Annotated in this window: 8 protein-coding genes; all 8 read right to left on the reverse strand. The window is 42.5% G+C overall.

Annotated features, from left to right (window positions below):
• A partial coding sequence (locus SORDD27_RS08810) for a Spy0128 family protein (protein WP_231069338.1) occupies positions 1 to 1,631 on the reverse strand: 1,631 nt, incomplete at its 3' end.
• Positions 1,632 to 1,836: 205 nt separating this feature from the next.
• Complete coding sequence (locus tag SORDD27_RS08815) at positions 1,837 to 2,565, reverse strand: ABC transporter ATP-binding protein (RefSeq protein ID WP_061428591.1); 729 nt, start codon at positions 2,563 to 2,565, stop codon at positions 1,837 to 1,839.
• Positions 2,565 to 3,572, reverse strand: coding sequence for an ABC transporter substrate-binding protein (locus SORDD27_RS08820; protein ID WP_061428592.1), 1,008 nt, complete (start codon positions 3,570 to 3,572; stop codon positions 2,565 to 2,567). The genes SORDD27_RS08815 and SORDD27_RS08820 overlap by 1 nt, the downstream gene beginning before the upstream one ends.
• Before the next feature lie 38 nt (positions 3,573 to 3,610).
• Positions 3,611 to 4,369, reverse strand: a complete 759-nt coding sequence (locus SORDD27_RS08825) for an ABC transporter permease (protein ID WP_196755637.1) — start codon at positions 4,367 to 4,369, stop codon at positions 3,611 to 3,613.
• The gene (locus tag SORDD27_RS08830) at positions 4,332 to 4,622 is read right to left on the reverse strand and encodes a thiamine-binding protein (RefSeq protein WP_061428595.1); all 291 of its coding nucleotides are present in this window, start codon (positions 4,620 to 4,622) and stop codon (positions 4,332 to 4,334) included. Before SORDD27_RS08830 ends, SORDD27_RS08825 begins: the two co-directional genes overlap by 38 nt.
• Positions 4,623 to 4,905: 283 nt before the next feature.
• A complete protein-coding gene (gene polA, locus SORDD27_RS08835) occupies positions 4,906 to 7,539 on the reverse strand; it encodes a DNA polymerase I (RefSeq protein ID WP_061428597.1) in 2,634 nt (877 codons plus the stop codon).
• A 129-nt stretch (positions 7,540 to 7,668) separates the two neighbouring features.
• Positions 7,669 to 11,541 (reverse strand): SIALI-17 repeat-containing surface protein, encoded by a 3,873-nt coding sequence (locus SORDD27_RS08840; RefSeq protein WP_231069339.1) that lies wholly within the window; start codon positions 11,539 to 11,541, stop codon positions 7,669 to 7,671.
• A 115-nt stretch (positions 11,542 to 11,656) separates the two neighbouring features.
• Positions 11,657 to 12,316: SH3 domain-containing protein (locus SORDD27_RS10465; RefSeq protein WP_231069340.1), on the reverse strand; the 660-nt coding region annotated here is incomplete at its 5' end.

A 12,316-nucleotide genomic window follows, 5' to 3' on the forward strand; every position in this document is an offset into this window, starting at 1 on the left:
GTAAGATTATCAGCACCTGTTGCAGTTGCAACAAGTTGACCTTGGCCGTTATCTTTAACGACTACTGTTACTTCATAAGCATTTGGATCGTATTCAACTCCGGCTACATCACCAGCTTTTTCAGAAATAGTGAATGTACGAGTTTCCTCTTTTGTGAACGTAAGTTCTGGGAATTGAATCTTACCGTTTGCATCGTTTGAAACAGTGTGGAGAACTTTTCCGTCTTCTTTCAACTCAAATTCAAATTGGCCAGCCTCAAGAGCTTTACCATTCAAGACTTTCTTAGCTTCAAGTTGCAGTTTTGCTTCTTTAGCAGCGTATGAGTTTGTAAATTCTTTCTTAGAATCTTCAAATTTGACGCTCGCTAATTTTTCACCCAAAACATCTTTTACTGTTACAGTCGCTTTAAGGACGTTCGCATCATAAGTGTATCCAGGTTTGTTATCATTAACTTCTTTAATGGTATAGTTAAAAGTTCCTGCTTCTTTGTATTTGATTGCCTCGAACTTCACTTTACCATTCTCATCATTTTTGACAGTTTGTAAAACACTACCCTGATCATCTAGAAGTTGGAAACTAAATGCATCTTTTTCAAGAGTCTTACCATTAAGTTTCTTAGTCACTTCTAGAGCAACCTCATCCGATTTGGCACCTACACCAATACCATCAGTAGTTGTAATTGGTGCAAAACCTTCAAATTCTATTGGTTGGGCTTCCTCGTTTGTAGTGACAGTTACATTGTTCAATACACGTTTAGTAACTGGATTGACTGGTTTAGTCAAACGAGTACGATACATGATATAAAGCCCTTTATGATCTAAGGTTCCATTACCATTAGGTGTAATTGAGAAATGGTTCTTATCTGTTACTTGAACATGAGCCTTATCAAGTGATGATCGTCCGTAACCATTTTCCCAATCTGGGAAGTAGTAACCAGTAATATCACTCGCAAGAACTTGCCCATCAGGAATAGTATCTTGGATATTTACACCAGTGTATGATTTTGCATAACGGTTAACACGGATACGCCAGTTTACATAGTTAGGGTCGTCTGAATCTTGAACTCCCCATTTAGTAAATCCAGTTGGGTCAACGTCTGGAACGATACGAGTCAAATGATAAACTCCTGCACCAGGAATGTTGATTTCATATTCCTTATTTTTTTCAACATGGTCTGCCCACACTACAGTAAATGATGCAACAATTTGCTTGTTCTCATTAAACTTCTTAAAGTACTCTTCGTTTGTTACTGTAATCTTAGCAGTATTCGTTGCCTTCTCTGTTGTCAGTGTTGCAATCGTTTCACCGTTCGGAGCTTTTAAATCTGTAGTAGAATCTACTTCGATTTTAAACTCATTTGGAACGTGATAAACCATGAAATCACCGTTTTTCAGAGTTACATTATCTGGGAATGCGTAAGTTGTTTTAAGATAGAACTTACCTTCACCATATTTGGCATGATCGACTAATCGGTTCGTATTAATCGTCGGTTCTGTAGTCAAAGTGTACTCTGATTCAGTTTTTTCGGCAGCACTAACAATGCTATTCAATCTTAGCAAAGGTACAAAGACCGACACTACTAGTAACAAGGCCATCAAGCCATGAAAGAGTTTTTTATTTCTCTTCGTCACCACATTATCCTCCTTATTGTCTATAATGGTTCAATTATATTATACAGAAAATTTACATAATGTCAACTGAAATGATTCGATTTTTATATTAACTTATCATATGGATGGATAAGTCAGTCAATCGGGCGTCCACATAAGCTTTGAAACAATTAAATCCAAGCAAGGATTTCGCTTGTATTTAATATATACAAATTTCCCAAAAAAGCTACGTATTTAATCCCAATTCTGCTAATATTTGCCGTTTGTAGGCAATTTTTTGGACTTCCTTGTCCTCGTCTTCAGACCAATCTAGTTTAATTTCTGAAACAATTTGCCCAGGACGATTTTTCAAGATGTAGGTGCGGTCACTGAGATTGAGGGCTTCCTCGATACTATGCGTGATGATGAGGGTCGTCAGTTGCAACTGCTTGTGAATCTCCAGATACCAAGCATGGAGCTCCATCTTAGTCATTTCATCCAAGGCACTAAAGGCCTCATCCAAGAGAAAGAGCTTGTGCCCGAAAAGGTAGGTCCGAAGCAAGGCCACACGCTGACGCATCCCACCACTGAGCTCATGAGGATACTTATCCCGTACGGCTGTCAGCTGGAAGGTCGCAAGGATTTCGTCCGCTCGGGCAATAGCTTCTGTCTTATCAACCTTTTGAATCAAGAGGGGCAGGATAATATTGCCAAGGACTGTCTTATGCTCCAAGAGGAGATCCTTTTGCAACATATAACTCACGCGCCCCTTGGGATTCTCCTCGCCATCAAGGACAATTCGCCCTGACTGAACTTCTAAAATCCCAGCGATTAGGTTAAAGAGAGTGGTTTTTCCAACACCACTAGGTCCCAGGATAGAAACTACTTCACCTGACGTCACCTGCAGGTTGATGTCCTCTAAAATCTTTTCATCGCCATAGGCATAACTTACATGTTCAAGTCTAATTTCTGTCATTATTTTACAAATTCGTTAGTGAAGCCTTTGTCTGTCAAATCTTCTTTAAGGATACCATTTTCTTTATCCCATTTGTAGAAGGCATTCCAGCGAGCAGCATCAAATTGTCCCCATTTTTCCTTGTCGCTTGCGTATTCTTTTGACAAGTATTTTTGAGATTCGATGACAAAGTCACGTTTTTCCTTGAGTTCAGGCGCATTCTTAATCAAGATATCTGCAGCTTCTTCTGGGTGTTCCATAGCATATTGGTAGCCTTTTTTGATGGCTTGGATGACTTTACGAGCTTCTTCCTTGTTGTCTTTTAGATAGTCGTTGTTTGCGATGATAACTGGTGAGTAGTAATCAAACTCCTTGACATAGTCTTTCAAGTACATGAAATTAGCGTCTACGCCTTGCGATTTGGCAAGGATACCATCCCAACCGTAGTAAATCCAAGCGGTGTCAAAGACGCCATTGGCAATCGGTGTAATCGAGTTTGAGTCGTTGTTTGGTACTTTTTCGACCTTCTCAAAGTCTCCGCCTTGTGATTCTACCAAGGTTTTCAACATAGCAAGTTCCGTTAGGTCATTCCAAGTTCCGTATTTCTTACCAACCAAGTCTTTTGGACTGGTGACATTGTCAGATTTACGTGAGATGATCCCTGATGTATTGTGCTCTACGATAGCTGCAACGGCAGTAATTCCTGCTCCTTTTTCCAATTTTTTAGCCATGTAGTCTTGGAAATAGATAGCAAATGGCGCCTTGCCATTGATCACCAAGTCAGATGAGCTTTCTTCAGGTGGCAATTTCAAATCAACATCCACTCCAGCTTCTTTAAAATAACCTTTTTCCTTGGCAACATATAGCCCTGTGTGGTTAGTATTTGGCGTCCAGTCTAGGATAAAGTCAATCTTCTTGAGTTCTGCTTCTTTATTGTCCTTAGAAGCAGTCCCTTGACCACAAGCCACCAGCACGACAGCTACAAGAGCTGTCACAAGCGTTAAAAACACTTTCCATGTTTTCATCATTTTCATTTCCTCTTTTCTTTTTCTCAAACGTTCTTGTCCTATGAACGTTTCCATTTAATCACATATTTTTCACTAATATCAACCAACTTCATACCCAAAAGGCTGATAATCGACACCAGAATAATAATGGCAAACATGGTATCATACTGAAACAGTTTTTTGGACTGAATCATATAAACACCAAGTCCTTCAAAACCTCCCAACCACTCAGATACCACTGTTGTGATAAAGGCGTAGGAGACACTAACCCTCAGACCTGCATAAAAGTAAGGTAGACTGACCGGGATTTTAAAATGCCACAGGATTTGCCAAGGATTTGCACGCATCAGACTAAACAAGGTCAGCATATCCTTGTCACAGTGCCTAAATCCATCCAAAATACTGACGATGATAGGGAAGGTTGTCGTCAGGATTATCAAGACAATCTTGGGCAAAATTCCATAGCCTAGCCACAAGACCAGGATAGGAGCTATAGCAATGGTCGGAATGGTCTGGACAACCACCATCATAGGGTAGATAAGATCATTGAGCCAAGTTAGACTGTCCATAAGCACAGCCATGATACAGGCAATCAAGACTCCTAAGACTAGTCCGAGTAAAGCCACTCTCAAGGTCGCCCAGCTATGGTGCCAGAGAAATTCTCTGTCACGAACAAAGGCCTGGAGAATTTCAAAAGGGGTTGGCAGGATAAACTTGGGTAAAAGTTTGAATATTCCCGCTAACTGCCAGATTGACAAGACTCCTAGAAAACCCAATAGACTAATGTGTCGTCTCAGTATACTTTTCAAGTTTCTCATCAATACTTAAAATTTCTCCTACATTTATTTTGACATTGGCAAAGACATTATCTGCTTCCCGCCCTGCCACTTCCAACGCTTCTTTGAGAATACGCATGAGCTCATCAAACTCCCCTTCCAAGACCGTTTCAAAGGGTGTCACTACCATGGTCACGGACTGAGCTTGCAGATAGGTAATAACCTGATCGATAATAGCAATTCGATCAATCCCCTGTGATAGGGGCAAGACTTGCAAGGCAATGCTTGCTTTCATAAAAACCTCCTCTTCTCGGCTTTCCTTTTGAACAAAAAGAAAAACCTTTGCCATATCATATATGGAAAAGGTGCAGAATTCGGCTAAGTATCGTTCCCTACGCTGGCATTACCCAGATCAGGTGCGGTCGAAGTTTAACACTTCCTCTCAGACTGTACACAGACTCCCATATCTTATATGGACATATAGTAACGCAAATACTAGGAAAAGTCAAGGAAACTGCTTACAGAAAATCATGAAAAAGAGCTTGAAGGCACGCGCTTCAAACTCTATCATAGCTTTCTTATTTAGCCTCGTACCAGGTTACTCCTTCATTCTCATCAGCAATGAGGGGAACACTGAGTTGGATGGCTTCTTCCATGGTTTGTTTCACTAGAGCTTTGACAGCTGCTAGTTCTGATTTCGGAACCTCGAGGACAATTTCATCGTGCACTTGCAAGAGCATCTTGGTCTGATAGCCACCTTCAACTAGAGCTTTGTCTAGCTGGATCATAGCAATCTTAAGAATATCTGCTGCTGAACCCTGGATAGGAGAGTTGATGGCAGTCCGCTCTGCAAAACCACGAATGTTAAAGTTGCGCGAATTGATATCTGGTAACTCACGACGACGCTTGAAGAGAGTCTCTACATATCCCTTATCACGCGCCTCACGAACCACCTCATCCATGTAGTTTTTAATACCTGGGAAGCGTTCAAAATAGGTATCAATGTAGGCTTTTGCTTCCTTACGGCTGATGCCCAGATTATTAGACAAACCAAAGTCCGAAATCCCGTAAACCACTCCAAAGTTTACCGCCTTGGCATTACGACGGTCGTTTGGAGTCACATCTTTAGGACGTTCAATTCCAAAAACCCGCATGGCCGTCGAGGTATGGATATCTGCTCCCTCTTGAAAGGCCTTAATCAAGTGCTCATCTTTAGAGATATGTGCCAAGACGCGCAACTCAATCTGTGAATAGTCCGAGCTAAGAAGAACACTATCCTCCCATTCAGGTACGAAAGCCTTACGAATGAGACGGCCTTGTTCCAAACGCACAGGAATATTTTGCAAGTTTGGATCTACACTAGACAGACGCCCAGTCTGAGTCAAATCCTGCACATAGCGGGTGTGGATCTTGCCATCATCCAAAATCCAGTCTTGCAAACCAATCACATAGGTAGACTGAATCTTAGCAATTTGACGGTAATCGAGGATTTTCTTAACAATCGGAGCAATAGGAGCCAGTCGCTCTAGCACATCCACGGCTGTCGAGTAACCTGTCTTGGTTTTCTTGGTGTATTCTAGAGGCAGACCAAGCTTTTCAAAGAGAAGGACGCCTAACTGCTTAGGGGAGTTGATATTAAACTCCTCACCAGCCAGTTCGTAAATCTCTTGAGTGAGTTGCTCAATGACGACCTCATTTTCAGCCTGCATTTCAAGTAGGGTTTCTTTTTTGACCTTGATCCCAGCAATTTCCATCTTAGCAAGGACAAAAGCCAGAGGTTGCTCCATGTCATAGAGAAGGTCTAACTGTCCATGTTCACTGAGTTTTTCAAGTAAAACAGGCTCAGTCTCAACCAATACAGCAACCTTGCGAGCCAAATGCTCCAAGAATTTCTCTCTCTCAGGGATGGCTTTCTTGACCCCCTTACCGTAGAAAGTCTCATCATCAGTCAGATAAGTCTGGCCATAGAGACTCGCAATAGTTGAGATTTCATTGTTCTCGACTGTTGAGAGTAAGTATTTTGCCAAACGACTGTCAAAAGCAGGGGCCTGCAGGTTCAAGCCCAAGCGATTTAAAAGAACCTTCGCTTTCTTAAAGTCATACACTTTCAGAGGTGTTTTTTCTAGAAAATTCTTGAGAATCGGCTCCTGCAAGAGCTCAAGTTTGTCTGTAGCGTAAAGTTTATCCTCACAAGACCAGGCAAAACCAACCAAGTCATCTGTATGGTAGTTTTCCCCAAAGAGTTCAAAGTGGAAGATAGAGTCTGCGCTCAGCATGTCTTGACTGACTTGGTCAACGATAGTGAAATCCAAACTTTCAGGCGCATCCGTTGACGAAACATTCAAAGCTTGCTTAAGCTGTTTGAAACCCATCTCATCGTAGAATTTCCCAAGATTTTCCACATCTGGGCCATTATAGACCAAATCATCAAGGCCAATCTTAATCGGTGCCTGAGTTTCAATGGTCGCCAAGGTTTTAGACAAAAAGGCTTGTTCCTTGTCATTGATGAGATTTTCCTTCATCTTAGAAGCCTTCATCCCATCGATATTTTCATAAATACCCTCAAGCGAACCATGTTCCAGCAAGAGCTTGATACCCGTCTTTTCACCGATTTTCGTGACGCCAGGGATATTATCAGACTTATCCCCCATAAGAGCCTTAAGATCAATAAACTGAGCTGGTGTGAGGCCCATTTTTTCCATGAGATAGTCTGGTGTAAAGGCCTCAAACTCAGCCACACCTTTCTTGGAAATCTCGACCACCGTATGCTCATCCGTCAACTGGATCAAATCCTTATCTCCGCTAACAATTGTCACATCGAAGGAATCCTTCTCAGCCAAACGGCCTAGAGTCCCGATGATATCATCGGCTTCATACTGGGCCAACTCATAATGGCGAATCCCAAGGTAGTCTAACAACTCACGAATGAAGGGAAATTGCTCACGAAACTCATCTGGAGTTTTAGCACGGCCACCCTTGTAGTCTGCATACATCTCTGTTCGGAAAGTCGTCTTACCTGCATCAAAGGCTACCAAAACATGACTGGGCTCAACCCGCTCTAAGACATGATTCAACATGAGTTGAAAGCCATAGATTGCATTGGTATGAAGGCCATTAGCATTTTTAAAACGATCCAACTGCTGATAGAGCGCAAAAAAAGCTCGAAAAGCAACTGAAGATCCATCAATTAATAATAATTTTTTCTTGTCCATACACCCATTATAAAGGAAAGCAAGGAAAAATACCATCGGAAAGAGCTGAAAAACGTGGACTTGTCCCTATTTCACCATAAAAAAGAAAAGGACTATTCAAAACCTTTTCTTTTATTGATTTCATGCGATTTATTTATTCAATTTTCTCTTTGCAAATGGTAGCAAACCAAGAAGGAGACCAATAAATCCTAGCGATGCAACTGCTGAAGTATCTTGGCTTCCTGTATTTGGAAGGAGTTGTTCATCCGTTGCTGCAGACGCTTTGTAGGTACGATCTTGTTTCGTTCCGAGAGTAGGATTTGTAGCCAAAGGAGCTACACTGCCAGTATATTCTGGAACTTCGTTTACTGCTGGTTCAATCTTTTCAGCGTAGGCTGGAATATTGGCTACTGCTGGGGCACCACTTTCTCCATAAACTGGAACATTCGCTACTGCCGGAGCACCGCTTTCTCCATAAACTGGAACATTCGCTACTGCTGGAGCACCGTTTTCTCCATAAACTGGGACATTCGCTACGGCTGGAGCACCGCTTTCTGCATAGGCTGGAACACTCGCTACTGCCGGAGCACCGCTTTCTCCATAAACTGGAACATTCGCTACGGCTGGGGAACCACTTTCTCCATAAGCTGGAACATTCGCTACGGCTGGAGCGCCACTTTCGCCATAGGCTGGGAGTTCATTTACAGCAGCTTCTACCGCGTTTACACCTTGCTTGTATTCTGGCAATTCTGCAGTCGCAGCTTCCACTGCGTTCACTCCACCTTTAAAGTCTTCAATTTCAAGAACAGCTGACATGACACTACTTAGAGTCTTAATGGCATCCTCATAGTCTGCTAAAGCTTGTTGCAAGTCTTTGACTTGACTATTCTTGTCACCAGAAACTTGTAAACTTGATAATTGCGCTTTAATCTTAGCAACTTGCTCTTCTAATTTACTTAGCTCAAGTTTTTTCGCATTACTATTTTCTTCTGCTGCTTCCTTGTCTGCTGCGGCGAGTTTTGCTTGGTCTTGGCTTGAGAAATCTTCTTGGCTCATCGCTTCGGCCGGTGTTACTTGTTCACTGTCTTCGGCCAAGAAATCTGCCAACAAGTCGGACGCTTCAATATCTCCATCTTCAATGGCTTTCAAGATAGCATCCTTACCAATCACTTCTTTAGCTGCTTTGATCGCTGCTTCCTTATCAGTGATAGTGGCATCTTTGTTGATGTCGTCGATTGTCTCTCTTTCAATTTTTTCTAGGGTAGCGATTAAATCTGAGCGAACTTTAGCTGCTTCTTCCGCCGCTTCCTTGTCTGCTGCAGTTAGCTTGGCTTGGTCTTGGCTTGAGAAATCCTCTTGGCTCTTCGCTTCGGCCGGTGTTGCTTGTTCACTGTCTTCTGCCAAGAAATCTGCCAACAAGTCGGACGCTTCAATATCTCCATCTTCAATGGCTTTCAAAATAGCATCCTTGCCAATCACTTCTTTAGCTGCTTTGATCGCTGCTTCCTTATCAGTGATAGTAGCATCTTTGTTGATGTCGTCGATTGTCTCTTTTTCAATTTTTTCTAAGGTAGCGATTAAATCTGAGCGAAATTTTGCTGCTTCTTCCGCCGCTTCCTTGTCCGCTGCAGCCAGTTTAGCTTGATCTTGACCAGAAAGTTGAGATTGAGTTTTCGCTTCAGCTGGACTTACCTGATCGCTATCCTCTGCCAAGAAGTCTGCTAACAAGTCTGAGGCGTCTAGCTCACCCTCTTCGATGGCTTTCAAGATAGCATCCTTGCCAATCACTTCTTTAGCTGCTTTGATAGCAGCTTCCTTATCGGTAATAGAGGCGTCTTTGTTGATGTCGTCAATGGTTGATTTTTCGATACCTTCAAGAGTTGAAAGCAATTCTGTTCGAACTTTTGCTGCTTCTTCCGCCGCTTCCTTGTCAGCTGCAGCCAATTTAGCTTGATCTTGGCTTGAAAGCTGTGATTGAGTCTTCGCTTCAGCTGGGCTTACCTGATCGCTATCCTCTGCCAAGAAGTCTGCTAACAAGTCTGAGGCGTCTAGCTTACCCTCTTCGATGGCTTTCAAGATAGCATCCTTGCCAATCACTTCTTTAGCTGCTTCGATAGCAGCTTCCTTATCGGTAATAGAGGCGTCTTTGTTGATGTCGTCAATAGTGGATTTTTCGATACCTTCAAGAGTTGAAAGCAATTCTGTTCGAACTTTTGCTGCTTCTTCCGCCGCTTCCTTATCTGCTGCAGCAAGTTTGGCTTGGTCTTGGCTTGAGAAATCTTCTTGACTCAGCGCTTCGGCCAGTGTCACCTGATCACTGTCTTCTGCCAAGAAATCTGCCAACAAGTCTGAGGCGTCTAGCTCACCCTCTTCGATGGCTTTCAAGATAGCATCCTTGCCAATCACTTCTTTAGCTGCTTTGATAGCAGCTTCCTTATCGGTAATAGAGGCGTCTTTGTTGATGTCGTCGATGGTCGATTTTTCAATACCTTCAAGCGTTGAAAGCAATTCTGTTCGAACTTTTGCTGCTTCTTCCGCTGCTTCCTTGTCGGCTGTAGCGAGTTTAGATTGGTCTTGGCTTGAAAGTTGAGATTGAGTTTTTGCTTCGGCTCGTGTTACCTGATCGCTGTCTTCTGCCAAGAAATCTGCCAGTAAGTCGGACGCTTCGATATCTCCATCTTCGATAGCTTTCAAGATAGCATCCTTGCCAATCACTTCTTTAGCTGCCTTGATGGCTGCTTCCTTATCAGTGATAGTGGCATCCTTGTTGATATCATCGATGGTTGATTTTTCGATGCCTTCAAGAGTTGAAAGTAATTCGCTGTGAGCTTTGTCTTCCGCAGCTTGCTTAGCTTCTTCCTCTTTCTTGGCTTCCTCAGCTGCTTCCTTGTCCGCTGTAGCCAGTTTAGCTTGGTCTTGGCTTGAAAGCTGTGATTGAGTCTTCGATTCAGCTGGGCTTACCTGATCACTATCCTCTGCCAAGAAGTCTGCTAACAAGTCTGAGGCGTCTAGCTCACCCTCTTCGATGGCTTTCAAGATAGCGTCCTTGCCAATCACTTCTTTAGCCGCCTTGATTGCTGCTTCCTTATCAGTGATAGTGGCATCTTTGTTGATGTCGTCGATTGTCTCTCTTTCAATTTTTTCTAGGGTAGCGATTAAATCTGAGCGAACTTTAGCTGCATCAACCTGAGCCTCTTTATCAGCTTCGTCTAACTTAGCTTGGTCTTCATCTGTGAATTCTGATACAGGTTCAACTACTGTTTTGTGCTCGCTCGTATCTGCTGGCCAGTCTACAATAACATCACCAATCTCCAAATCCTCATCTGCGATAGCCTTCAAAAGGTCTTCTTTACCGATCTCTTCTTTGGCTTCTTTGATGGCCGTTTCTTTATCGGTGATTGAAGCGTCTTTTTTAATATCTTCAATTACAGCATTTTCAAGAGATTCTAGGGCTTGAACTAGAGCATCCGTCGCTTGAGACACTTGTTCTTTGGCATCTTTTTCAGCCTGGTCTAGTAGAGCCTTCTCCTCAGTAGATAATTTTTTATTAGTTTGAACTTCAGGACCTGTTACCACAGCCTTATCTTCTGCACCTTCTGGCAATTCAGCGATGATATTATCTAGGCTGAGCTCTCCAGACTCAAGAGTGTCTGAAATATACATCTTACCGATATATTCCTTCACAGCTTCAGTTGCAGCCTCTTTGTCCTCAATTGCTTCCTTATCCTCAATATCACTAATAGCCTGTTCCTCAAGTTCATCCAAAGCCTTCATCAACTCTTCTTTGGTCATCTTAGCTGGATTTGTCGCACCAGGATTAGCTGGACTAGCGTTATCTGATCCCTTTTCAGTTTGAGCACTGCTCTCCCCTTCTGTTCCAGCTTGTGGTTGTGCAGGAGCAACTGCCTGCTCTTCTGCTTTCCCTTCATTTGCCTTAACTACTGAAGGCTGTGAAACGAGTACACTAGCACCCAATACAGCTGCACTTGCTAAACTTGTTAAAATAACTTTCTTCTTGTCCATTAGATGATGCCCCTTTTTAGTTTTCGATGTTATTATATTATATTCCTTAACGAACGTCAACTAGTTTTTTATAGCTTTTAAAATTTTATAAACAAGAAGAAAGCCTGTATGATGTTTAAGAGACACTTCCTATTCTTGCCCCATCACTGTTGAGTCTATAGCCATCAATAATCGTATTAACAGCTAAGGCTCCCGAAGCATCAACATAGTAATGTTTCCTCGAAACTTGGAACCATTGACTAGCTTTCATCCTGCCAGATTCCTCTAAGTAATACCAAGTTCCCTTATCTTTAAGCCAGCCCGTCTGCATCTCACCCGAAGCCTTCAGGTAATACCAGTAAGAGCCCTCCTTAATCCAGCCAGTTGACATGGCCCCATTTTCTTTTAAATGATACCAATTGCCGTTAACCTTTTTCCATCCAGTCGCTAGTTTACCATTCTCTCTGTAATACCAACTCCCTCCTTCTTTTTTCCAGCCTTTTTCTGTATTGCTTAGCTCTGCATACTGCACATATCTTCTAGAACCGCTATAAGACAAATAACCGAGCCACTTATATCCATCCTTTTCGATAACCCGGTCATAACTCACACTCTCACCAGCATAATAGTAGTCAATAACCTGTCCTGTACTTGACGGTTGGTCCATAATAGGCGATTTCCCCGTGAATACTATTGTCCCACTAGACGGAAGTTCTGGGCTACGAACATTCTCACCCTCACTATGGCTAGCAGATAAATCCCTGAAATGAATAAAACCTGTCATCGAACTAGCCTT

Origin of the sequence: Streptococcus oralis (assembly GCF_001579025.1) — a bacterium.
In the GTDB taxonomy this organism is placed as follows: Bacteria; Bacillota; Bacilli; order Lactobacillales; family Streptococcaceae; genus Streptococcus; species Streptococcus oralis_X.

What these genes read in the sequence shown, in the direction of transcription:
- SORDD27_RS08815 (WP_061428591.1), bottom strand. Translation starts at nt 2,565, where the DNA reads ATGACAGAAATTAGACTTGAACATGTAAGTTATGCCTATGGCGATGAA.
- polA (WP_061428597.1), bottom strand. Translation starts at nt 7,539, where the DNA reads ATGGACAAGAAAAAATTATTATTAATTGATGGATCTTCAGTTGCTTTT.
- SORDD27_RS08830 (WP_061428595.1), bottom strand. Translation starts at nt 4,622, where the DNA reads ATGAAAGCAAGCATTGCCTTGCAAGTCTTGCCCCTATCACAGGGGATT.
- SORDD27_RS08840 (WP_231069339.1), bottom strand. Translation starts at nt 11,541, where the DNA reads ATGGACAAGAAGAAAGTTATTTTAACAAGTTTAGCAAGTGCAGCTGTA.
- SORDD27_RS08820 (WP_061428592.1), bottom strand. Translation starts at nt 3,572, where the DNA reads ATGATGAAAACATGGAAAGTGTTTTTAACGCTTGTGACAGCTCTTGTA.
- SORDD27_RS08825 (WP_196755637.1), bottom strand. Translation starts at nt 4,369, where the DNA reads ATGAGAAACTTGAAAAGTATACTGAGACGACACATTAGTCTATTGGGT.